The following is a 25,066-nucleotide window of genomic DNA, read 5'->3' on the forward strand; positions in this document are numbered from 1 at the left end:
CTGTAATATGGCATCGAGTGCTGAAAAAGAAGAGTAGTTTACTGCTGTCGTAATCGCGGTTAGGCAAGCGACGCTCGACAACGCCAATCAACATCTCCGACACGACCCTCGAGTGGTTTGCCGCTCGGGGTTTTGCTGAAGTGGGCTTCGACGATGTCACGGAAGCAGCAGGCATCGTCCGTCACACCCTCATCTGGTAGTACACGTCCAAAACGCCATCCCCGGAAACGACTTCGGAACCCACCTTGCTCAGCTACGGGGCCTGCTCAACAAAGTTTGATCCGCGGATTCCACTGGACGACGCACTGCGCTCGGCGTTGTTGGCCTTCACTACCTTCGACGAGTCCAAGACAGTCCTGCAGCGTCAGCGCATGCGGGTCATCCTGCAAACCGCGGAACTGCAAGCTTACTCGATGACGATGTACGCCGGCTGGCATTAGACGCCCGCTGGTTTCGTCGCCGGCCAGTTGGGCGTCAGGACGACCGACCGAATATCCAAGACGATCGCCAGGACGATGCTGTGGGGTCACGCTATCGGCCTACGAGCACTAGCTTACTGATGAATCGGTGCCGTTACCCGAGGCACTCGCGTGCGTGTTCGACGTGGTCGGCGCCGAGCTAGCAAGACTCAACTCTGAACCGTACCGGCGACAATACAGAGCGAAGCGATGAAAGTACCTCCCGCTTGCGGGAGGAGAACGACGCACATGAATGCCAAGCACCTGCTGCACACGCTGCGATCGCAGGAACGGCTCTGTATAGTTTACTCTCCGATGCATGCCGCATTGCTGGAACTCGTGGCCAACAACGTCGAAAACGGTGGGGGTCTTCGCGACCATCTTGGCTGGACACGAAGCTGCTCCAGCACGCCAAGCGGTGCCGCTTCGGTTGCTCAGCGGGCTGCATCGATTGACGCTGGATAGTTGGGCAACAGAATTACGTAACTGGTATCATAGCGTCGGCAGCTGCTGAAACGCCGAATCTTCCTTGCCCTATAGCGTTTCACACCGCCATCGACTAGATCTACTCGCAACATGCCACACTGGGTCAACCACCACATACCAACGAGATCGGCCGATCCGCCGTGCTGATCAGTGTGCTGCTGCACCAGGCTGGTCAAGAGGTGCGCTGACTCGCTTTGCCGGTAAGGCTTTTCGAGGTCGGATCGAGCGCTGGGCTGAATCTGCAAACAGAACCCACTAGCAGGTTAGGTACGGGTCATTGAACATAACGGTACAACATCGCGACCCTCGGCATCACCAGCCCCGATGGAAAATGACGGTGTTGTTGAACTACACCTAGCCCGACTAGAGCGCACGGCTGCAACGGCTGCACAGCGTCATCGCGGTCGGCTAGGAAGATCCCAACGTGGCTTATGTGCCAAATGGCAGTCGAGGCGGCCGCCGGCCTGGTGCACTGGCAGTAACGATCTGCACACGCTGCGGCTTAGTTACTCCAGCATTTCAAAGATGGGCGTGCCCACAGCGTTGTTGGAACGTACCTTCATGACTTTGCCTAACATCCCGCCGCCAACAACGCCGATCAGTACCCCGTCGTGTTCGTAATAGACCAAGAATGTGCAGCCATCGTCCTCGACGGGATGGACGATATCGACGGCGTGCGACTCCCAGGGATATTGGATCTTGACGTCATATTGATCGCTCCAGAAATATGGAACGACCACGGTCGAAGATAGGTCGCGCCCTGGCAACGCAGGCGCAACGACCCGATCCTTAAGCAGAGCAGTTGCTCCAATGTTCTACGCGCCCTTAGTGTCTCATTGAATCACGCCAGGAGGCGATGTCACCGAGCACCGTACATTCGGCGTACTCGTCTTTGACGCCACCGGTATTACGGCGCCGACCGGACTGTCGGTGAGCAGCACCGCGTCGACATGCCGCTGACTAAGCACCTCGGCCTTACCCCTGTCGCGATGACGAGTTCGTCGTAGCAGGGCACCGTACCGCGACGTCCAGGGCCGCCGTCTGTTGATGGATGTCAAGGCTGTTAGCGGCCGAGCCCAACTGCAGGGCGATGTCTTTCTCGTCGTACCACTCACGTAGTGTGTAGGGCGACGTCATCGACATCCTTGGAGAGCGGCAGCTGGTTATACGGCAGATACACTTCGTTGCCGATGATGATGGGACCGGTGTAGTCGGCCCTGCGCAGTTGCTCAGCGGTTCGGGCGGCAGCGGCCCCGTCGACTAGCACACTGCTCTTTTCAGTCATGTTGCAGTCCATACCCAATCGCCGGTCAATATTTCAAGGCACTTTTGTCGACCGGAATCTGCGTGCTCGACACTGCGGTTAACCCGTCTCCAGCAAACTATAGAACAATCTAGGATGTTAGCCTAGATCCTTGTACTGCAAAGTAATTTGCCCAGAATTAGATGGATAACTGGATACTTGGCAAGTACATCAGTCCTCGCCGGTGGCTCGATCATCGGGGGTGTCGATCAAGTTTAGTGTGGGTAAAGTTGACCCAGATTCCGAATACGCCGAGATCGATCGCTAACGTGTTGGTCAGCACCACCAGTCCGTCCGTGTTCGACCGACACGTAATGGCCGTTGTCCCGGCGTGGCCTTCAAACCGGGCGGCAAGCTGACAATCACGATGGAACTGCCCCTGCCAGCCTCGACCATCGCGGGCACCACGGCCCACGAGGTGCGCTAAGTGGCCGTCAAGTTGATTTCGATGACGGTGGCCACTGCTTACCTAGTAAAGTTTACAGAGTAGCCCAAGCATAGCAGCGCTAGCCGCCAGGATTGTCGAGCCGGCTGAACTGCTCAGCGCCGTCAGCCACCCATCTGTCGTAGCGTTATATCGTTTCGGACGTCTAGATCGCTGGCCCACAAACATTCTGCGGCCCGCGGCTTGGTACCGCGCCGGGCTGTCTCATTGGGGTCTTCCGACGTGGCCGCTGGGTAGGTGACACTGCCGTCTGTATATCGGAACGCAGATATCAACGCCTTCGCAGATTATCCGCACCACACGCGAGTGTATCTGGGCCCAAACGGCGCCAGTGACAAACAAACGTAACCTATCCGTGCATTGGATCCAGCCTGCACCACCACGTCACCCACCTCGCCAATCCTTTCGCTGCCCCTCCGCCGACTGACCGGCTAACAACAAAACTGCAACCTGTTATAGGTTGTCCTGCTTCGTAAGAATTCAGAGATAATCTGTATCCGGCTGGTGCTGTATTCCTGCTTCGGTCAACGTGCCGCTGGCGCAGAGCTTTTCGAGCTCCTACAGCCGCTGCACGATCGGCGGTTACGGCGGCGAGACAACCCGGTATCAGTTGTGCAGCCGATGCTTGCTGTTCAGTCGCCCGATGTACCACCACCTGGATCTGCTGATCCCAATCCCAGAAATGACCGTATGTCAACCATTCGGTGGAGCGGAACATTGTTAGCCTTGAGGATCTGTAGGATCTACAGCAACGGGCCAGCTTGCCCGGTTCAAGCCGTAGGTTTGGTTGTTTTCGACCACGGTGAAGAATTGCACGGGCACCAGCACGTTGACTACGTGCTTCCACTCACCGTTGATTCGGTATTCCTATGTGGTCGGGTTAACCAGACGACGAGCTTACGTGCAGTAAGGCTACCCAGCCGGACAACGCTGGCGGATAACCAAGTCTTTGACTATGTAAACGGCAAAACCCAGATCCGGACATTGCAAGTTTACCTTCACCACGGGTTGCTCATTTATACGAGCACCCTTCTCGGTGAGCTCGGTAATTTAGGTGAACGCCAGCACCCCGTGCTGCTCAACTTCCGCGGTTTTGTCGGCGGACTTAGCCCCGTAGTTGGTCAACGCCAGCGCGACCAGCACGTAAACGACGGTGATTAGTAGGCCAACATAGAACATCTATTGCAGCAGGATACCCAATCCCAGAACGAAGTAGACGACCAGACAGAAAGATCGGCCCGACTAGGCCACCTCACAGCAAAACCAATAACTGTGTCTTCAAACAACGTAATAACATCTGCCTTCCCTCACCTTCGCAGGTAAGTTCGTGTTAGATTTGCGCCTGCAAAACTACCACGGGCCGCATAAACGCAAACGAAACGGCGCCCATCCGTTTGGTATGTGCGCCGTTTCGCAAATGTGGATCGGGTGGCCACCTGGGTCCGTTGATACAGTTTACTTGATGATCTTGACGACCCGGCCGGCACCAACAGTACGGCCACCTTCGCGGATCGCGAAGCGCAAACCCTCGTCCATGGCGACGGGCTGAATCAACTTCACTGAGATGTTGGTGCTGTCACCGGGCATAACCATCTCGGTGCCCTCTGGCAACGTCACCACACCGGTCACATCAGTGGTACGGAAATAGAACTGCGGACGGTAGTTGTTGAAGAACGGTGTGTGCCGGCCACCTTCGTCCTTAGATAGGATGTAGACCTGGCCTTCAAACTCGGTATGCGGTGTGGTGGTGCCGGGTTTGATGACGACCTGGCCGCGCTCGACATCCTCGCGCTTGATGCCACGCAACAACAGACCAACGTTGTCACCGGCCTGACCTTGGTCGAGCAGCTTACGAAACATCTCCACACCAGTGACGGTGGTCTTGGTAGTCGTCTGACGAATGCCGACGATCTCGACTTCCTCGTTCACGTTGACCACGCCGCGCTCCACCCGACCGGTGACCACAGTGCCACGACCGGTGATGGTGAAGACGTCCTCAACGGGCATCAGGAACGGCTTGTCAGTCTCACGGACTGGGGCCGGGATCGAATCGTCGACAGCGTCCATCAACTGTGCGACAGACTCGACCCACTTGGCGTCACCCTCGAGCGCCTTCAATGCCGAGACGCGCACGACTGGGGCGTCCTCGTCGAACTCCTGGGCGGCCAGCAACTCACGGACTTCCATCTCAACCAGCTCGAGCAGTTCCTCGTCGTCCACGGCGTCGGACTTGTTCAGTGCGACCAGGATGTAAGGCACACCCACCTGACGGGCGAGCAGGACGTGCTCGCGAGTCTGCGGCATCGGGCCGTCGGTAGCGGCGACCACCAGGATCGCACCGTCCATCTGGGCCGCACCGGTGATCATGTTCTTGATGTAGTCGGCGTGCCCCGGAGCGTCGACGTGAGCATAGTGACGCTTCTCGGTCTGGTACTCCACGTGGGAAATGTTGATGGTGATACCGCGCTGACGCTCCTCGGGCGCGTTGTCGATCTGGTCAAAGGCACGCGACTCATTCAGGTTGGGGAACTTGTCATGCAAGACCTTGGTAATAGCCGCGGTCAAGGTGGTCTTGCCGTGGTCAACGTGACCGATGGTCCCGATGTTGACGTGCGGCTTCGTCCGCTCGAACTTCGCCTTCGCCACTTCTGTGTCCTCCTGGACTTATTGGTGCTTGTAATAAAGCAGTGTTAGTAATTTCAGTTATGACGCGGTAGTGACCGCGTCAGCATACTCGTAGGCTTTTCCGATCACTCGGCTCCTACTCGCCCGTTACCTTCGCGATGATCTCCTTCGACACGTTCACCGGCACTTCGGAGTACGAGTTGAACACCATGGAGTAGTTAGCCCGGCCTTGCGTCTTGGATCGTAGGTCTCCTACGTAGCCGAACATCTCCGACAACGGGACGTGCGCCCTCACGACACGTGTGCCGGCGCGCTCCTTCATTGCCTGAATCTGGCCGCGTCGGGAGTTCAGGTCGCCGATCACGTCACCCATGTAGTCCTCGGGCGTGGTGACCTCAACAGCCATTATCGGTTCCAAAATCACCGGCTGTGCTTGCGCAGCAGCCTTTTTCAGCACCTGAGAACCAGCGATCTTGAACGCCATTTCCGACGAATCGACGTCGTGGTAAGCACCATCGAGTAAGGTGACTTTCAAGTTCACCAGCGGGTAGCCGGCCAGCACGCCGTACTGCATGGCATCTTGCGCACCGGCGTCCACGGAAGGGATGTACTCGCGCGGGATGCGGCCACCAGTAACCTTACTCTCGAACTCGTAAGTCGCACCGTTCTCGCCGCTAAACGGCTCAAGTTTGATTACGACCTTGGCGAACTGGCCCGAACCACCAGTCTGCTTCTTGTGAGTGTACTCAACAGTCTCCACGACCTGGCGGATGGTCTCTTTGTACGCCACCTGTGGCTTTCCGACATTGGCCTCAACCTTAAACTCACGGCGCATCCGGTCGACCAGGATGTCCAGATGCAACTCGCCCATCCCGCCGATCACGGTCTGACCGGTTTCGGAATCCAGGTGCACCCTGAAGGTCGGGTCCTCTTCGGCGAGCTTCTGGATCGACAGACTGAGCTTCTCCTGGTCACTCTTGGTTTTCGGCTCGATGGCCACCTCGATCACCGGGTCGGGGAAAGTCATCGACTCGAGCACGATCTGGTTATTCGGGTCGGCCAGCGTGTCGCCGGTGGTGGTGTCCTTGAGGCCGATCACCGCGTAGATGTGACCGGCTGACGCGGTCTCCACCGGGTTTTCCTTGTTGGAATGCATCTGGAACAACTTGCCCAGACGCTCCTTCTTACCTTTGGTCGCGTTAATGACCTGACTGCCGGCATCAACCTTGCCGGAGTACACCCGGACGTAGGTGAGCTTGCCGAAGAAGGGATGTGTCGCCACCTTGAACGCCAGCGCCGATAACGGTTCGTCGATCGACGGCTTGCGGCCGATTTCCTCGTCCTCTTTGCCCGGTACGTGGCCGATGGCCGCCGGCACGTCCAGCGGCGAGGGCAGGTAGTCGATGACGGCATCAAGCATCGGCTGGACACCTTTGTTCTTGAACGCGCTACCGCACAGCACCGGGTATGCTTCCGAACTGACGGTCAACTTGCGGATCGCACCCTTAATCTCAGCGACCGTGAGCTCTTCGCTGCCGAAGTATTTTTCCAGCAACACCTCGTCGGTTTCCGCGACGGTCTCGACTAACTTGGTACGGTACTCCTCGGCCTTCTCCTGCAAATCCGGTGGTATATCAACAACGTCGTACTTCTCACCGAGCTTGGTCTCAGCACTCCACACCTTGGCCTTCATCTCAACCAAGTCGACGACACCTTCGAAGTCACCCTCAGAGCCGACAGGTAACTGGATGGGAATGACGTTAGCGCCCAACCGCTCCTGCATAGTGCGAACCGAGAAGTAGAAATCAGCGCCGATCTTGTCCATCTTGTTGACGAAGCAGATACGCGGGACGGCATACTTATCGGCCTGTCGCCAGACCTGCTCGGACTGCGGCTCGACGCCTTCTTTCCCGTCGAAAACCGCCACGGCACCATCAAGAACACGGAGCGATCGCTCAACTTCCACAGTAAAATCAACGTGACCAGGCGTGTCAATAATGTTGATCTGGTTATCATTCCAGAAGCAGGTAGTGGCCGCGGAGGTGATGGTGATCCCACGTTCTTGTTCCTGCTCCATCCAGTCCATGGTTGCGGCACCGTCGTGTACCTCACCAATCTTGTAGCTGATACCGGTGTAGTAGAGGATGCGCTCTGTCGTCGTCGTCTTGCCGGCGTCGATGTGCGCCATGATGCCGATGTTGCGGACCTTAGTGAGGTCGGTCAGCACGTCCTTCTGCGCCACAAAAGTCTTCCCACTCTTTCGGTTGCTTGGCTAGCTATCAGTCTGCGTTGCTGGCTCCTCGCTGATGTTGCTACCTCCGGTGGCATCAGCCTCTACCAACGATAGTGCGCAAACGCACGGTTAGCCTCGGCCATCTTGTGGGTATCCTCGCGCCGCTTCACGGAGGCTCCGAGGCCATTGCTAGCATCCAAGATCTCGTTTGCCAACCGCTCAATCATGGTCTTCTCCCGACGCTGCCGTGAGAAGCCGACGAGCCAACGCAGCGCCAGCGTGGTCGATCGGTCTGGCCGAACCTCGACAGGCACCTGATAAGTCGCACCGCCGACACGGCGGCTACGCACCTCGAGGGCCGGCTTAACGTTGTCGAGAGCACGCTTAAGCGTGATGACAGGATCGGTGCCGGTCTTTTCGCGGGCGTGCTCAAGCGCGCCATAAACAATGTGTTCAGCCAGCGATTTCTTCCCCTTCAGCAGAATTTTGTTCACCAGCTGGGTGACCAACTGCGACCCGTAGACAGGGTCATTGACCAACGGACGCTTAGGCACGGGCCCTTTGCGTGGCATCAGCTCTTCTCCTTCTTGGCGCCATAGCGGCTACGAGCCTGTTTCCGGTTCTTGACACCCTGGGTGTCGAGCGAACCGCGAATGATCTTGTAGCGCACACCAGGCAGATCTTTCACCCGACCACCACGCACCAGCACCATGGAATGTTCCTGCAAGTTGTGGCCCTCGCCTGGGATGTACGCTGTGACCTCAACCTGGCTCGTCAGCTTCACGCGGGCAACCTTGCGAAGCGCCGAGTTCGGTTTCTTTGGGGTGGAAGTGTACACACGGGTGCAAACACCGCGACGCTGCGGGTTGCCCTTCAGAGCCGCAGTCTTGACCTTGCCAATCTTATCCCGGCGACCCTTGCGTACCAGCTGCTGAATGGTGGGCATCTATCGGCTCTCCAATGTTGTGTTCGTTGCCAAGTGTGGCGTTGTGCAGTTACGCCCTACCTCAGTACCCTGCGACTGGGCATGTCGCATGTGCTCGCCCCCGTACCTAAAATCCGTTTAAATCCGTTGCATCCTGGACATGCGAATTAGGCCGGCATCACACCATGATAGAACATCAGGCGCCGTAAGCCGCCAGGAACTAGCCACAATACCCGCCCCTGCTCGGGCAGGTCAAAGCGAGCCAATGAGGCATCCGAAATGCTCGCTGAGGCCGACAGCTTGCTTTAAGACCAGCCTGGGCTCATGCCATCCAACCACTGCAAAAGCACCCACCACAGCAAACGAAAAAGCCAGAATCGGCCGATACCACGACCGCACTTTAAAGCTATGTAACTACAGCATAACCACTTGGGTGTGCACCGGCTCAATGAGGTAGGCCACCAGCGACATCTCGAGGACCGCAAGTGTAACCCTACCGCGGCACTCCAACCTGCATGCCGATACTGCTCCCGAGGCCAAGATGGCGGCGACCGCCACTAAATAACCACCCTTTAACCACCCTTGACCGCTAGCGGCGTGCCGAAACATGCCAATCACAAACACTACCCGGAAAGTTGGACCATCTAGCAAATCCAGGACGCAGGCCAGCAGCCGAGGGAGTGCAGTCGGCGACACAGGCACCGACGCTCGAAAATGCGTCAGTAAACCCACCACAATGAAATCCCAGGCAACTAGTAATGTTAGCAGACGAACAACGCTTTGGACGTGCTGGACGATCGAGCTTTCTGCAACAGAATTAACCCCTTAGTGCAGATACAGGAGCGAAGCCGTACAACCTCGTCAACAGGCCTACAGTTAGAGCGCTACTCGCTATCAGGGCGCCAAACGCCAGGATCCAAAGTTACGCATGGGCCGCTTCCGCGAAATCAACAGCAACGCCACTATGCACCGGATCAGCGGCCACGAAAAGCGCCAGAACACACTCTGGTATACCATCAGCAAGACCGCCTTAAACTGCCAGTGAGCCTGCTCATCTTGAATAAGCGGTATCATTCACCACTTCGTGCCCCCTGCTGCTAGGCACAAACGCTATAGCGTCATACATAAAACCACCGTTTCAATCATCGCAACAACCTCTAATTCGGGAAGTGATCAGCAACGTAATCGATTACCCCACAAATTTAGGGTACTCGATTAATCGCGCGCACGAACACAAAACCTGCATATAAAAACTGCTTTTTGCAAAGCCACCAGGTTCAGATTAGTAACACCAAGCCGCTGCGGACTGCGCACCGCATCAACCCAATGAGTAATGCCGGTGCTTAGCAAATGCGCATCAAAGCTGGCAAACAACAGTCAGAACACCGCGGCATCTCATTTTTGACGAAGCAGTACATCCGATAGGTAAAGTATCCTGGTTTCCAGCGCATGACGAGCGATCGAGACCCACCTAGGGGCTAAGATCACAGACTATAAAGCGTTGCAGTCACGCTGATATACTAGATATCAGTCATGACCATCCACTGTTAAGAATTTTTCTCCTGCCCCACGCCTAGCCTCGGTGCTAAAGTATCCCTGTACAACGCAATTCTTACTGGGTTGTCAGCCAACATCACCTCACCATACGATAACACCGTTGTGGGGCTAGAAGTCGGCATATAGGAAATATATTTACCGACCGCAGCACGCGTGCCACTTCGGCAAGAAAGCACGGAAAACCGAAAATAATAAAGATAATTAAGTCGAGGATTCGACGTTTACTAAGGCACCAGAAAAATTGGTCGGGGAAGGGTAGTTTTTTGGACGTCACCTCGCACAAAATCTAGGCCAAGCAAATTATACTTTTTGACCAAAGGAAACACCGGTCGAGCTCAAAACCATTACGATATATGACACCGGGTGCAAAGTGAGCATCAGGTATAGAGGCTCCGCCGCCGGGAAAGTACCGTGGGCCGATTCCAGGATCCCGTTTGACACTGACATCCGCCTGATTAGCCGTGCGCGATGGTAAAGCTGGATCAATCCCTATTAGGCTTGTCGGAGGCAGCCAACTGCAAAGACATTGGCTTCTTCCTCGTAGCCAAAGTTAAGGAATACATCGTCTGTGGGTGAGGCCGAGATAAGCCCATTCGGCTTCCGGTTGACCAGCTTCCAATAACGTGAGCTTGCGGCACACGGTCTTTTAAGTGATATACTAGGAATATTGCAAACGCGAAGGGTACTCAGGCCCGCTTCCACTATTCTTAGATCAGCTTATCACCGGCGAGCATGGTACTCCGCTCCAGGCCAATCGCAAGACGCAATACCATGTTGGAGAACACCGTATCCGGATCGACATCGTCCATGACGCCAGTCAGTTCTAAAAGCACGAATCTCTGCAGTACTGAACGGAATTCAAGCGCTGCGTAGAAAACTTCCTCACCGTTAAGGCCCCTAGGAAGACAACACCACAATCACCGGTGTGACTGCACCCCCTAGCCGTAGCAGCATACCTGGGATCATCCCTGCCCAGCAACATGCGAGTGAACACCAAAATACCAATAATCGGAGGGACATACCTGCGGTAGGTTCGGGCCATAACCAGAACCGCGTCATCGTGAGAACGACCCATGCCGACCTGGTGCAACATCGTGATGATGTCGTCGACGACTCGACTCCGCACGGAGCGTACAAGTCTTCCAGGCTGTTGACGTAAATTATACAGCGGCGGCCTCTTAGTGCCCAGCGAAGTCGCCAGCGCATTGATGGTCAGCGAGTGCCAACCCCCCCTCCCGGTCCAGTAAGGTCAATGCACCATCGATGATGCCGGCGCGGCTTAGCTTGACCGGGCGAGCCATGGATTTCTCTGCTTTCGCCGTGCGCTGGCGTCCACCCGCTGCCTGGGGTTCCGGCTGAGCCGACATGGAGGTAGCCCTCCGATTGCGATGACAAGGTTGGTTCACCGCCGTTTTTCGGTGCACGGTGGGTTCAACTAACGACCCTAGGTAACCAATTCAGGAAGGAACTGCAACCGGCGTAGAGCGGCGGCGCCGTGCCGTCCGAACGAACAAATGCACGTAAGCTCAGTCCAGCAGACACCTGCCACAACGAAGAGACTCACCGTGAATTTGACAACTGTCGCCGGATCGCTGGCTACCTGCGTAATGACCGGTGACGACTACCCCTGCTGCTCCACCATCAAGTACCAAACGCGTACGCCGAAAACGGCGATACCCAATGTTACCGGGGAAAGCACTCTGGCCAGCTGCAACTGACGGCCACTCCCCGGCTGGCTCGTCGACGAAAATCGCGAACAGCACGACAACCACAACGAGCGTCGGAGCCCCACCGACGGCAGGGATAACCGACGAACCCGCCACTTCTTCAGTCAAGATCAGAAACACAATGCACTACGGATCTTTTGGAACCACGGCAACCCTCAACTGCGGCGATGACAAATCATTGAACTTGGCCGGCTCGAGCAACACGCTGACCGGCAACGGCGTTTGTGCAACGGTAACGATCATCGGTGGCAAAAGAACGAGATCACCTTCGACAAGATCAACCAAAAACCCAAGCTTGCTGGGCCTCGACAACACCGATCTCGATAAAAAACGGCGACCCGAAGGTAAACAACATCGGCTCAGACAACGCCATCAACAAAGGGTAGGATAACCCTCTAACTCACCTCAGGACCCACTCGGGCCGTCATGGCGGCCCGCCCACGGCAAACATCAGGCACCTTTTCGACGACCTCCGTGGCGATGCACAAGATACTGGCAAATGCGAAGTCAAACGCCGCCCATCTGCGGCATCCCCCTCTAATGTAGCGCCGACAACCGATCCGATCGCATGCACTGCTACGGCAGCGCAGACAATAAGCCGCCAGTTTCCTCAGATTCTTGCCTGGCTTCGCCCTTGGGCACGACCCGATTGGCCAAGCCGATAGCTAGCTCTTCGTCGGCTGCCACCGCGCGGCCAATGAGAATCATGTCCATCGATCCGGTTTTGCCCGGTCCTGCCCGGTTAACCGGGGCAATCGCAAGATACCATCGTCAATGAGCGGCACTCCCCACCGACGAAAAACACCCCAAACACGGCGTCATCCCGGGTTACCCGCAAATCACACCACACGGCTAATTCCAGCCCCCCAACAACGGCTTAACCACTCACCACGGCAATCACCGATTTGGACAACAGCATCTGCGAAGATCCCATCGATCGGCGGGAACGCTCGAATGTACGACGTTGGCCTCGGTGGTACCTAAGATCTTCAAATCGTCTCTTGCACAGAAGGTTCCGCCGTAGCCACACGATACGGCCACCAGCGCTATGTCGTCGCGGTCGAATTCCTTGAACACATCGTAGAGAGCGGCAGCCGTCGAACCATTGATAACGCTGCGCGCCGACAACCAGTTGAATATCATCGTGATCCCCAAGCCCTTGCGCTCGACACGCACCGAATTATTCATGTCGCCTCCACGAGTTGAGTTGTGCCGTGTCGCTCCGCCAGTTAAGTAGCAAAATCGTAGTAGGCGACACGCAGCCATACACTTGGCCACTGCGGTAACTGTCAGCCCGTTCACGCTGGTGGGGATGTCCATGATGCTAAGTGTCTACCTGATCGTAGCACTGACCATGGTCGCGTTGGCCGATATCGGTAGGGCGATGTACCGGCAAGACCCGAAAAGGGTGGCACGTTCCATCGACGAACGGAGGATTCTGAGCCAAGCTGTGCAGTAGCACGGCCGCTTTCTCGCGCAGCAACGGATATGTGTCGGTACCGAATGTAGTGGCCTGGGATCGCAGCCTCCAGGATGCCGACAAACCGGCCGGGAATGTCAGGAGCTGCTGTCATCCTGTAAAGCAGCCGGTGGACAGTAGCCGTAAATGTGGTAAAATCCTCAGCGGATCGGTCAGCTCGTTGAGCTGTATCATTGCGATGCACTCAATATCTACCCCCAAAAACACAAACCTCGGGATCCGAGTCCAGGTCGATTTTGTCTGTCCGCATCCACGCCTTCTCACACAATTCACTGAAACACTTACTGCACAGGGCATTCGCAGTGCAGCCCGACTACGGGCATCGGCGACAACGCTTGTGGCGATCAACAGGACCCAATACCTAGACCACGACCGTACCGATAAGCGCATCGCGTCGTCTTGACTATACGCTGGCGAGCCGGCAACCGATTGGAGAGCCGATGACCGTCAGCCGGCCGTGGTCGCCCACCAGGTAGAGCCGCCCCTCCAGAACCGGCTGTAAACTTGATCGATTATCTAGCAGTCACTGATGCAAGATGGTTACCGAGCAGCAGGCTGAGTACCACCGAGTGGACAGTCATATTCGGCATGGTTACGCCTACGAAGCCTGGCGACTGTAATCCGCCAAACGGCTCGTCCCAGGTGTCGCACGACGTCCCGAAAGCCATGTTCGACCGCGCCGACGACGAAAGCGTGCCCTTCTCAGGCGTGTGTCGCGCGACTCCATTAAAAATGGTACTAGAACCCATCCTGCTGATGGCCAAAACTTTGTTACAGCAGAGCGAAATTGAGCATGAGCTTGATCATAATCAGCTGGCTGATATGCATCGCAGCGATGACCGGCCACCAGCCATTCGGTACGTTCTTGGAAGTCTTATGAATACGGCACTTCGATCTTCAGGCCTCACTCGACAGCTTGCATGCCGGTTGATGCAATCATCAGTGAATAGAAGAGTTTTGGCTCTCTGGTCACCGAGTCAATGCGCCCACAGGATCGCGGAGGTCACCCCCATACACACCCGTGTAAGCGTATAACCAATTACGGCATCAACGGGGGCGCTTTACCTGATAAGTGTGCAGCGCGATGTCCTCAGGCTACACGGCTACGCAGTAACCGTGGATCTTGACCGCAGTCGACTTGTCGGCATGCAGCAAGCTGGAAAACTCCGCACGCACCGGTCCATCATCTGGTAGTCGAACAGTGGGTCCCAGGTTGGTTCGCGAAGTGATTGATGACCTGTTTCTTGCCGTCCAGCGCAGTGCTTTTGTGTACAGCTACCACCGCTTGCCTACGACTGGCCCTCGGCGTAGGCAGACAGGTCGAAACCCGCACAAAAGCTCCTTCCACGGCCGGATCTCAGAATGACATGTACGTTCGAGGCCACGTTGGCACTCTAAAGCAAGGCGGACAACTGCAGTAGCGGCTCGGCTACTATGATCGCGTTGCCCTTCTCCGGCCGATTGCAGGTAATCCGCGCAACCCAGCCGGTGACCTCGTAGGTCATGGTTGTCAAGTTACCGAAGTTTACTGACTTTACTGACCTGATTGCGTTAAGTCATCGTGTGACTCGGCTTTCTACCAAGGCACGTTCGAGAATAGACGCCAAATGCAATCCGGTCGGCGGGGTACCGAACACCCCGTCCCACTTACCGTCAAGGGTCGGGTGGCCAGGAACACCTCGGCGATGGCAGGCTGCCCTTAGCGCACCAACAATGACCCCTACAACGCCAGGCAGATGTCCTCTGCAACCTTGCGAGGCAGTATACTAGGCAGCTTCAACATCAGCCAGTTGTGGCCGCAACCCTTCGACATAGCGGTCCGGCCGGGGTCCTGACCCGCGGATCCAGCCGACTCACCGAATAGCACCTCGACGCATTAGTGTCTTAGGTGCCTATGGCAAGAAGGTAGCTAGTGCGCTGAGGTTTCCTGACCCCTCTCAAATACCCATCAGCGGCGCCTCTGTCTCGTCTCTACGCACCGCATCGTCGTGAGCACTGTCCATCCCCGCATCGGTGACTATCCTGGCTTCCCAGCCTCAACGACCAGAGGGCCACCAGTGGTGTTGCACATCAGCTGCTGGTTGATCAGATAGGGCGCCGAATGGCCTTTAGCATGCCGGGCTGGTGGATGGTTCGAGTCACGCCGGTGCACATGCTGGTGGCACTACCCAGGGTGGAGCCCAACCGGCTGAGTTTAACCATCTCGATAATGGTCAGGCCCCTGCGTCCCTTTTCATCTACCAATCAGGCAGTAGCACCGTCGTATTCAAACTCACCCGAGGCATTGGCATGGTTATCGAGCTTGTCTTTGAATCGCTGCAAGAACATCCTGGTTGCGGGTGCCATCGGGGAGCACCCGCCGACAACATGAAGTAAGACAGTCCGGCCGTTGGCAGGGGAATGCCAGAAAGACGTCGAACGGGTGTCGAGATGAACCACTGGTGGCACGTGAGGGCTTGTATGTGCGTCGGGCCGTTTAGGGCCCTCCTGGGTGGTGCCAGTGCGGACATCGGAGCCACCCGGTGTCTCAGTCATCAAACATGCCCGCGGTAACACCACGCTTCGTGGTGGCCAATTTCAGTTCCGGGTTGTACTCGCGACTGATCAGCAACAACTCATAGACCGTCACCAGCTGGGGCAAGGTACCGCAGCACCGAGATAGTAACGTATGTCATCGCAATCGGGCATATATGCTCTGGCTCGACTTCTCATGTCGAGGCCATGACAACAAACCCCACATGCGCCCTGGCCACTCGTCGGCTCACGATGCAGTGTACGTACTTGTGGGAAATCGCCGTGCGTATTGACTTCTTGTAGCAAGGCCGAGTCGTATTTTACCTCATCGACACAGTCACCCTATATCAGTATATCGGTCGTGGGTGTGCAGAACAGACCGGTTGCGGTTGGCGAACTCGCCCCAACGCTGTGGTTCATCGTTGGCGGAAATCGCTCCCGACTTCATTTACCTCCTCAGCTCCCACCGACCGCCCTCGCGATTAGGATCTCGATAAGCGCCGGGGAGATCGCTAGATCGCAGTCGCTAACAGCGGAACCTGGCTGGTGACGACATGCATGTCTGGCATGACACCTAATAAATTAATATATTTCTCCGACAATCGCACAAAACACGTCACACTAGCGCAGAGGCATGGCGAAGGGGACCATGGACGCCCTCGAGCTCGAGTCGACGGAGCGATCCCGTCTGTCTCTTTGCTTCATTCGCTAGCTTTTTCGCGTAAAAACGCGATGTCGTCTTTGCGACCTTCCTCGGGGGTTTCGCAGATCACCGGCGCACCCGCTACCTGGACTACTGCTACCAGCAACTCGGCATCGATTTGGCCACTACCCAAGTTGGCGTGACGGTCACGACCCGAACCCGCTTCGTCCTTGGAATCATTGCAGTGCACCAGGTTGATCCGGCCAGTGATGGCTTTGATGCGATCCACAACATGAATCATCCCCTCGCCGGCCGCCCAAGCATGACAGGTGTCCAGGCAAAAACCGATACCGGTGTCACCGATGACATCCCAGAGTCGGGCGATGGTATCGAAGCGGCGAGCCATCGCGTGATCACCGCCAGCCGTGTTTTCAAGGTACACTGGAACGTTAGTTTGCAACTGCTCGAGTGCTTTACGCCAGCGTTGGAAACCATCCTCGAGGTCATTGTCGTCGGCGACGTGCCCACCATGCACGATCACGGCGGCAGCACCGATGTCGGCGGCTGCGTCACAAGTTTGCTGCAGGATCTTGCGGGACGGGATCCGCACACGGTTATTAGCCGACGCAACGTTGATCAAGTAGGGCGCGTGCACGTACACCGGCAAAGCCGCGGCTTTCAGAACACGGGCATCGCTACGTAGTTTAGGCGCCTTCCAGCTCTGCGGGTTACCGAGAAAAATCTGCACTACGTCAGCGCTTTCAACCTCCGCTGCGGCGAGCGGATCGGTTGAGCTGACATGCGAACCGATGAGCACACCGCCCAGTTTAGTGGGAGATGCCGACGCCCAGGGATACCGTCACAATGTGGCCGCGGATGTCTCATTCTTTGGCGGGCCACAGCACCGTGCCCACGCCGTTGCTGGGAAGCAAGCCACCCGCTGCTTCTTTGGAAGTCGTGCGAGGTTCGCCCGTCTGCCGCCAGCAAGTAACCGATAGACGACTTTCAAATTCGGATATCACCGACGCTAGACAGATGCGCGAATCGAGTGGTGGTTCCCCGGCTGGTACTGATGTGGTGGACGTAGTGGCGCAGCACACAAAAAACTCCGCTCGCCACCCGGGGTTTTTCGTTGCCGACTAACGGTAGTCACTGTAGCCGTAGTCGTCCAGCGGAACGGCGGCACCGGTGGTCTGGCCGAAGTCAGGACTGTAGTACTGATCCTCGTAGGATGGAATCGTGTACGCTGAGGCACGGGCCTCCGCAGTGGGCTTCACCTGAATGTTGCGGTAACGGTTAATACCGGTACCGGCCGGGATCAACTTTCCGATTATCACGTTTTCCTTAAGACCGTTGAGTTTATCGCTGCGGCAGTTAATCGCCGCATCGGTCAACACCCGCGTAGTTTCCTGGAACGACGCCGCAGACAACCACGAGTCTGTGGCCAACGACGCCTTCGTGATACCCATCAGCACCGGACGGCCGGCGGCGGGCTCGCCACTTTCGGCCACCACCCGACGGTTCTCCGATTCGAACTCCGCTCGATCGATCAAGGAGCCGGGCAGAAATTCCGTCGAACCCGAGTCGATGATGGTGACCCGGCGCAGCATCTGGCGAACGATCACTTCGATGTGCTTGTCGTGGATTGACACACCCTGCGCGCGGTACACCTCTTGAACCTCGCGCACCAGATGAATCTGCACTTCGCGCGGCCCTTGCACGCGCAACACTTCATGCGGGTCGGCGGAGCCTTCCATCAGCTGCTGACCCACCTCGACGTGGTCACCGTCGGAAAGCACCCGCTCAGAACCGTCTGCGTGCTTGAAAACCCGCAGCCGTTGGCGCTTGGAGAGCTTATCATAGACGACTTCTTCACCACCATCGTCGGGAACAATGGTGATCTTGTAGAAGCGTTCACCATCCTCGAGACGGACTCGCCCAGTGACGTCGGCAATCGGCGCCTTACCACGCGGCACCCGGGCCTCGAACAGCTCCTGAACCCGGGGCAGACCGCCGGTGATGTCCTCACCGACACCGCCTTGGTGGAAGGTACGCATGGTCAGCTGCGTGCCGGGCTCACCGATGGACTGGGCCGCGACGATACCGACGGCCTCACCGATGTCGACCAGCTTACCGGTGGCCATCGAACGCCCGTAGCACGTCGCGCACACACCGGTGCCGGTGGTACAGGTCAGCACGGAGCGCACCTTGACCTGCGTGATGCCTGCAGCCAGCAAGGCATCGATCTCCGGGTCACCCAAGTCCTCACCACGGGCGACGACTACGTTGCCAGCCTCGTCGACCGCGTTGGCGCCCAAAGTTCTTGCGTATGCTGACGTTTCGATATACAGTTCGCGGATCAGGCTGCCGTCGGGCGCACGCACGGCCAACTCGACGACGATGCCACGCTCGGTCTGGCAATCGTGTTCGCGAACGATGACGTCTTGCGACACATCCACCAGACGACGGGTCAGGTACCCCGAGTCAGCGGTACGCAACGCTGTGTCAGCCAAGCCTTTTCGAGCACCATGGGTGTTGATGAAGTACTCCAGCACAGTCAGGCCTTCGCGGAAAGATGACTTGACCGGACGCGGAATGAATTCACCCTTAGGGTTGGTCACCAAACCCTTCATGCCGGCCAGCGCCCGAGTTTGGGTGAAGTTACCCGTGGCACCGGAGTCGACGATTGTGATGATTGGGTTGTTAACCGGGTAGTGGTCCCGCAGCGCCTGACCAACCTCGTCGGTAGCTTCTTTCCAGATTTCCACCAGCGCCTCGTTACGCTCGTCGTGGTTCAAAGCGCCACGTTGAAACTGCTTTTCGACTTTGTCGGCACGCTCCTCGTAGTGGTCGAGGATCTCCTTCTTACGCGGCGGAACCAACACGTCAGCCATCGAGACCGTAACGCCGCTGCGGGTCGCCCAGTAGAAACCGGCGTCTTTAAGCTTGTCGACGGTCTGCGCGACGACTATCATCGGGTAGCGCTCAGCCAGATCGTTGATGATGGCGGCCTGCACTTTCTTGTGCATCTGCTGATTCACAAAGGGATAGCCCAGCGGCAATAGTTCGTTGAACATCACCCGACCCAGCGTGGTGTCGGCCGTCCACGGGTCCCCTAGACGCCAGCCGTTGGTGCCAAACCACTCAGCCTCGATGTCGGCCGGCGGACGCACCTGGGTTAACCGCACCTTTATCTTGGCCCGCACCGAGAGTACCCCTCGGTCAGCCGCCATAATTGCTTCGGCAGGCGAAGAGTACACACCCGACTCTGGACGATCCTTGGCTGCCGGCCGGTAGGTGCCGGTGTCACCGTCAACCGCGGTGGTCAGATAGTATAGCCCAGTAACCATATCCAGTCGTGGCATAGCTAGTGGGCGGCCAGAGGCGGGTGACAAGATGTTGTTACTCGACAGCATCAAAATGCGGGCTTCGGCCTGCGCCTCGGCACTCAGAGGCAGATGCACTGCCATCTGGTCACCGTCGAAGTCGGCGTTGAACGCCTCACACACCAACGGGTGCAACTGAATAGCCTTGCCTTCCACAAGCATTGGCTCGAAAGCCTGGATCCCCAGTCGGTGAAGAGTGGGCGCACGGTTCAGCAGCACCGGATGCTCGGCGATGACCTCTTCGAGCACGTCCCAGACCTGAGGCCGCTGCCGCTCCACCATTCGCTTGGCACTCTTGATGTTTTGCGCGTGATTGAGATCAACCAGCCGCTTCATCACAAACGGCTTGAACAGCTCCAACGCCATCAGCTTGGGCAACCCACACTGATGCAACTTGAGCTGCGGGCCGACCACAATGACGCTGCGGCCCGAGTAGTCAACACGCTTACCGAGCAGGTTCTGCCGAAACCGGCCCTGCTTGCCCTTGAGCAGATCAGACAACGACTTCAGTGGACGGTTGCCCGGCCCCGTAACAGGTCGCCCCCGGCGTCCATTGTCGAACAGGGCGTCCACGGACTCCTGCAGCATCCGCTTCTCATTGTTGACAATGATCTCGGGCGCACCCAGATCGATGAGCCTTTTCAGCCGATTGTTACGGTTGATCACCCGGCGGTAGAGGTCGTTCAGGTCGGACGTGGCGAACCGGCCACCATCGAGCTGCACCATCGGACGCAGCTCCGGCGGTATGACCGGGACAGCGTCGAGCACCATGCCCATCGGCGAGTTGCCTGACTGTTGGAAGGCAGCGACTACCTTCAATCGCTTTAGCGCCCGAAGCTTCTTTTGTCCCTTACCGTTTCGGATCACTTCACGCAGCGACTCAGCCTCGGCCTCGATGTCAAAGTTCTGCATTAACTTCTGAATCGACTCCGCGCCCATGGCGCCCGTGAAATACTCACCGTAACGGTCGACCAGTTCACGATAGAGATTTTCGTCAACGATCAGCTGCTTGGGAGCCAGCTTGGTGAAGGTGCTCCAGATATCTTCCAACCGGTCCAGCTCACGCTGCGCACGCTCACGGAGCTGGCGCATCTCGCGCTCACCGCCGTCCCGGAACTTGCGCCTGGCGTCTGCCTTGGCACCTTCGGCCTCCAGCGCAGCCAGGTCGGCCTCTAATTTCTGGGAACGAGCTTCCAGGTCGGCGTCACGCTGATCCTCAACAGCCTTGCGCTCCACCATCATTTCAGCCTCGAGCGTCGACAGCTCGCTGTGCCGCATCTCCTCGTCAACCGTGGTGATTAAGTACGCGGCGAAGTAAATAATCTTCTCAAGGTCTTTCGGGGCCAGGTCGAGCAGGTAGCCCAAACGCGACGGTACACCCTTGAAGTACCAGATGTGCGTGACGGGTGCGGCCAGCTCGATGTGGCCCATCCGTTCACGGCGCACTTTAGCGCGAGTCACCTCAACGCCACAACGCTCACAGATGATGCCCTTGAAACGCACCCGCTTGTACTTGCCACAGTAGCATTCCCAGTCGCGAGTAGGTCCGAAGATCTTCTCACAGAACAGGCCGTCCTTCTCAGGCTTGAGCGTGCGGTAGTTGATGGTCTCCGGCTTCTTAACCTCGCCGTAAGACCATTGACGAATGTCCTCCGCAGTAGCCAGGCCGATGCGGAGTTCATCGAAGAAGTTGACGTCTAGCACGTAACTCCCTTTCCCCTTGCGGGTTTAGTGACGGTAATGCCAAGTTCGCTAAGCCAGATCTTCTATGGACGCCGATTCGTTGCGGGACAGGTTGATACCGAGGTTGGCTGCGGCCCGCTCGAGGTCCTCATCCTCACTTTCGCGCAGCTCGATCGACGCACCGTCGGAAGACAGCACCTCGACGTTGAGACACAGCGACTGTAGCTCCTTGAGCAGCACCTTGAACGACTCGGGGATGCCCGGCTCGGGGATGTTCTCGCCCTTAACGATAGCCTCGTAAACCTTTACCCGACCGACGGTGTCGTCAGACTTGATAGTCAACAACTCCTGCAGTGTGTAGGCTGCACCGTAGGCCTGCATGGCCCAGCACTCCATCTCACCGAATCGCTGACCACCGAACTGTGCCTTACCACCCAACGGCTGCTGGGTGATCATCGAGTACGGGCCGGTGGAGCGGGCATGGATCTTGTCGTCCACCAAGTGGTGCAGCTTCATAATGTACATGTAGCCAACCGTCACCGGGTAAGGGAACGGCTCACCGCTGCGCCCATCGAAGAGTACCGCCTTGCCATCGCCGTCCACCATCACGTCGCCGTCGCGGTTAGGCAACGTCGAGGACAACAGGCCCTGTAGTTCCTCTTCCTTGGCGCCGTCGAACACAGGGGTCGACACGATCTGGTTGGGTTTGGCGTGCAACAACTCCTCGGGCAAGTTAACCGCCCAATCCGGCATACCGGCAGCCACGTCGATCTTCCACCCGGACTTGGCCACCCACCCAAGGTGGGTTTCCAAGATCTGACCGATGTTCATCCGTCGCGGAACCCCGTGAGTGTTGAGGATGATGTCCACCGGGGTACCGTCCGGCAGGAACGGCATATCCTCGGCAGGCAGGATCTTGCCGATTACGCCCTTGTTGCCGTGCCGTCCAGCTAACTTGTCACCGTCTGAGATCTTGCGCTTCTGGGCGACGTAAACACGGACCAGCTCGTTGACGCCGGCGGGCAGCTCGTCATCATCCTCATGGGAAAACACTCGAATGCCGATCACCTTGCCGGATTCGCCGTGTGGCACCTTCAGCGACGTGTCACGGACCTCGCGGGCCTTCTCGCCGAAGATCGCCCGCAGCAACCGCTCTTCCGGTGTCAGCTCGGTTTCCCCCTTCGGGGTAACCTTGCCAACCAGGATGTCGCCGTCTCGAACCTCCGCGCCAATCCGCACGATTCCCCGCTCGTCCAAGTCGGCTAGCACCTCATCGGAGACATTGGGAATGTCCCGGGTGATCTCCTCAGCACCCAGCTTGGTGTCACGGGCGTCGATCTCATGCTCCTCGATGTGAATCGAGGTGAGCACGTCTTCTTCGACCAATCGGTTAGACAGGATAATCGCATCCTCGTAGTTGTGACCCTCCCACGGCATGATCGCCACCAGCAGGTTCTTGCCCAACGCCATTTCGCCGTTCTCGGTGCACGGACCGTCGGCAATTACTTGGCCAGCCTCGACCCGATCCCCCGCGTCCACGATCGGGGACTGGTTGGCGCAGGTGCCGTGGTTGGAGCGCGCGAACTTGCGCATCCGGTAAGTCCGCCGGGTGCCGTCGTCGGCCATCACGGTGATGTAGTCGGCGGAAACCTCCTCGATCACCCCGGACTTCTCCGCGATGACGACGTGGCCGGCGTCGATGGCCGCGCGCAACTCCATGCCAGTGCCCACCAACGGGGCCTCACTGCGCACCAACGGAACCGCTTGGCGCTGCATGTTAGCGCCCATCAGTGCACGGTTAGCATCGTCGTGCTCAAGGAACGGGATCATCGCGGTGGCCACCGACACCATCTGGCGTGGTGAGACGTCCATGTAATCTACCTCAGACGAAGCCACATACTCCACCTCGCCCGCCTTGCGGCGCACCAACACACGCGGCTCGAGGAAGCAGCCGTCTTTGTCGATCGGCGAGTTGGCCTGTGCCACGACGTGGCGATCTTCCTCGTCGGCGGTCAAGTATTCGATCTCGTCGCTGACCACACCGTCGACCACTTTGCGGTACGGTGTTTCGATGAACCCGAAGGGGTTGACCCGCGCGTACACCGACAGCGAACCGATCAGACCTATGTTCGGACCCTCCGGAGTCTCGATCGGGCACATGCGGCCGTAGTGCGACGGGTGCACGTCGCGGACTTCTAACCCGGCCCGCTCACGCGACAAACCACCCGGGCCCAGCGCCGACAGCCGGCGCTTGTGAGTCAGGCCCGACAGCGGGTTGTTCTGGTCCATAAACTGCGACAGCTGGCTGGTGCCGAAGAATTCTTTGATCGCGGCGACCACCGGACGGATATTGATCAGCGTCTGCGGCGTGATCGCCTCGACGTCCTGGGTAGTCATCCGCTCCCGGACCACCCGCTCCATCCGCGACATTCCGACCCGGATCTGGTTCTGGATCAATTCGCCGACCGTGCGTAGGCGACGGTTGCCGAAATGGTCGATGTCGTCAGTTTCCACTGGCAATTCTACCCCACCTAGGACGGTCATTGTAGACTGCCCTTCATGTAGACGAACCAGGTACTCGATGGTGGCGACGACATCCTCTTCGGTCAGCGTGGACGACGTGATCTGCTCACCGGCGTGCAACCCGAGCTTCTTGTTGACCTTGTAACGACCAACCCTGGCCAGGTCGTAGCGTTTCTCCTTGAAGAATAGGTTCTCCAATAGTGTCTGCGCGGACTCCTTAGTCGGCGGTTCACCTGGGCGCAACTTACGGTAGATGTCTAGCAGTGCCTCGTCGGTGCCAACTGTGTTGTCCTTCTCCAGCGTTGAGCGCATGATCTCGGAGAAACCGAAGCGTTCGGTGATCTGCTCGCTGGTCCAGCCCAGCGCCTTGAGAAGCACCGTTACGGGTTGCCGGCGCTTGCGGTCGATGCGCACACCGACGGTGTCGCGTTTATCGACATCGAATTCCAGCCAGGCACCGCGGCTGGGAATCACCTTGACGCTATGCAGCGTCTTCTCGGTGGACTTGTCGATCGTCTCGTCGAAGTATACCCCAGGGGAGCGCACCAACTGGCTAACTACGACACGCTCGGTCCCGTTGATGATAAAGGTTCCCTTCTCAGTCATCATAGGGAAGTCGCCCATAAACACCGTCTGGCTCTTGATCTCACCGGTGTTGTTGTTGATGAACTCGGCCGTAACGAACAGCGGGGCCGCGTACGTCATGTCCTTGTCTTTGCACTCATCGACGGGCGCCTTGACTTCGTCGAAACGAGGATCGGAAAAAGACAGCGACATTGAGCCGGAGAAATCCTCGATCGGCGATAGCTCGTAGAGCACCTCTTCGAGTCCACCCACCGGCTTGAGATCGCCGCGACTGGTGGCCGCTGCACGCCAGAGCGGCGATCCGATCAACCACTCGAACGAATCAGTCTGCACATCAAGCAGCCCCGGAACCTCAAGCGGTTCGTGGAGCTTGGCAAATGAAATCCGATTGGGCGCTCCGGGCACGGAGTTGTTGGGCGAACTTTGGGGACGACTCTGGCTAGGACTAACGCCTGTCTTGCTCTGGCCGAAATCTGGCAAGATGCATCCTTCC

11 protein-coding genes and 6 pseudogenes are annotated in these 25,066 nt (G+C 57.6%); 3 read left to right on the forward strand and 14 right to left on the reverse strand.

What is annotated here, in order from left to right; genetic code table 11:
* Window positions 1-86 precede the first annotated feature (86 nt).
* Window positions 87-672: pseudogene (locus MLPF_RS11015) on the forward strand (acyl-CoA-like ligand-binding transcription factor).
* Between the two features lie 105 nt (window positions 673-777).
* The gene (locus MLPF_RS17730; RefSeq protein WP_156147193.1) at window positions 778-972 is read left to right on the forward strand and encodes a DUF2332 family protein; all 195 of its coding nucleotides are present in this window, start codon (window positions 778-780) and stop codon (window positions 970-972) included.
* A gap of 478 nt (window positions 973-1,450) precedes the next feature.
* Here the strand turns inward: MLPF_RS17730 and MLPF_RS11020 are convergent.
* From MLPF_RS11020 to MLPF_RS11065, 9 genes and pseudogenes are all read right to left on the reverse strand, one after another.
* Window positions 1,451-2,241: pseudogene (locus MLPF_RS11020) on the reverse strand (oxidoreductase C-terminal domain-containing protein).
* Between the two features lie 882 nt (window positions 2,242-3,123).
* A pseudogene (locus MLPF_RS11030) lies at window positions 3,124-3,989 on the reverse strand (SHOCT domain-containing protein).
* 158 nt (window positions 3,990-4,147) lie between these two features.
* The gene (gene tuf / locus MLPF_RS11035; protein ID WP_045843458.1) at window positions 4,148-5,338 is read right to left on the reverse strand and encodes an elongation factor Tu; all 1,191 of its coding nucleotides are present in this window, start codon (window positions 5,336-5,338) and stop codon (window positions 4,148-4,150) included.
* A gap of 115 nt (window positions 5,339-5,453) precedes the next feature.
* Window positions 5,454-7,559 carry an elongation factor G gene (fusA, locus tag MLPF_RS11040; protein WP_050039250.1) on the reverse strand — a complete coding sequence of 702 codons (2,106 nt, stop codon included), beginning with the start codon at window positions 7,557-7,559 and terminating at the stop codon, window positions 5,454-5,456.
* Window positions 7,560-7,651: 92 nt separating this feature from the next.
* Complete coding sequence (gene rpsG / locus MLPF_RS11045) at window positions 7,652-8,122, reverse strand: 30S ribosomal protein S7 (protein WP_045843459.1); 471 nt, start codon at window positions 8,120-8,122, stop codon at window positions 7,652-7,654.
* Window positions 8,122-8,496: a 30S ribosomal protein S12 gene (gene rpsL / locus MLPF_RS11050; RefSeq protein ID WP_010908591.1), complete on the reverse strand. Its 375-nt coding sequence runs from the start codon at window positions 8,494-8,496 to the stop codon at window positions 8,122-8,124. Before rpsL ends, rpsG begins: the two co-directional genes overlap by 1 nt.
* A gap of 393 nt (window positions 8,497-8,889) precedes the next feature.
* Window positions 8,890-9,177: a hypothetical protein gene (locus MLPF_RS11055; protein WP_156147194.1), complete on the reverse strand. Its 288-nt coding sequence runs from the start codon at window positions 9,175-9,177 to the stop codon at window positions 8,890-8,892.
* A 1,562-nt stretch (window positions 9,178-10,739) separates the two neighbouring features.
* A pseudogene (locus MLPF_RS11060) lies at window positions 10,740-11,399 on the reverse strand (TetR/AcrR family transcriptional regulator).
* A 765-nt stretch (window positions 11,400-12,164) separates the two neighbouring features.
* A pseudogene (locus tag MLPF_RS11065) lies at window positions 12,165-12,947 on the reverse strand (crotonase/enoyl-CoA hydratase family protein).
* Between the two features lie 124 nt (window positions 12,948-13,071).
* On the opposite strand from MLPF_RS11065, the gene MLPF_RS11070 reads away from it, so the two are divergent.
* Entirely contained in the window at window positions 13,072-13,218 is a 147-nt protein-coding gene (locus tag MLPF_RS11070) for a hypothetical protein (protein ID WP_237817198.1), read from the forward strand.
* 619 nt (window positions 13,219-13,837) lie between these two features.
* On the opposite strand, the pseudogene MLPF_RS11075 reads toward MLPF_RS11070, so the two are convergent.
* From MLPF_RS11075 to rpoB, 5 genes and pseudogenes are all read right to left on the reverse strand, one after another.
* Window positions 13,838-14,744: pseudogene (locus tag MLPF_RS11075) on the reverse strand (crotonase/enoyl-CoA hydratase family protein).
* A gap of 739 nt (window positions 14,745-15,483) precedes the next feature.
* On the reverse strand, window positions 15,484-15,774 hold the full coding sequence (locus tag MLPF_RS17735; RefSeq protein ID WP_420329620.1) for a hypothetical protein: 291 nt from the start codon (window positions 15,772-15,774) through the stop codon (window positions 15,484-15,486).
* 680 nt (window positions 15,775-16,454) lie between these two features.
* Window positions 16,455-17,213 (reverse strand): deoxyribonuclease IV, encoded by a 759-nt coding sequence (locus MLPF_RS11085; protein WP_045843464.1) that lies wholly within the window; start codon window positions 17,211-17,213, stop codon window positions 16,455-16,457.
* Between the two features lie 322 nt (window positions 17,214-17,535).
* The gene (locus MLPF_RS11090; protein ID WP_045843466.1) at window positions 17,536-21,486 is read right to left on the reverse strand and encodes a DNA-directed RNA polymerase subunit beta'; all 3,951 of its coding nucleotides are present in this window, start codon (window positions 21,484-21,486) and stop codon (window positions 17,536-17,538) included.
* A 48-nt stretch (window positions 21,487-21,534) separates the two neighbouring features.
* Window positions 21,535-25,053: a DNA-directed RNA polymerase subunit beta gene (gene rpoB / locus MLPF_RS11095; protein ID WP_156147195.1), complete on the reverse strand. Its 3,519-nt coding sequence runs from the start codon at window positions 25,051-25,053 to the stop codon at window positions 21,535-21,537.
* Window positions 25,054-25,066: the final 13 nt, after the last annotated feature.

The organism is Mycobacterium lepromatosis, assembly GCF_000975265.2.
Classification (GTDB): Bacteria; Actinomycetota; Actinomycetes; order Mycobacteriales; family Mycobacteriaceae; genus Mycobacterium; species Mycobacterium lepromatosis.

Coding starts and splice junctions, on each gene's coding strand:
- MLPF_RS17730 (WP_156147193.1), top strand. CDS start 778: ATGCCGCATTGCTGGAACTCGTGGCCAACAACGTCGAAAACGGTGGGG.
- rpsG (WP_045843459.1), bottom strand. CDS start 8,122: ATGCCACGCAAAGGGCCCGTGCCTAAGCGTCCGTTGGTCAATGACCCT.
- rpsL (WP_010908591.1), bottom strand. CDS start 8,496: ATGCCCACCATTCAGCAGCTGGTACGCAAGGGTCGCCGGGATAAGATT.
- MLPF_RS11070 (WP_237817198.1), top strand. CDS start 13,072: ATGTCCATGATGCTAAGTGTCTACCTGATCGTAGCACTGACCATGGTC.
- MLPF_RS17735 (WP_420329620.1), bottom strand. CDS start 15,774: ATGACTGAGACACCGGGTGGCTCCGATGTCCGCACTGGCACCACCCAG.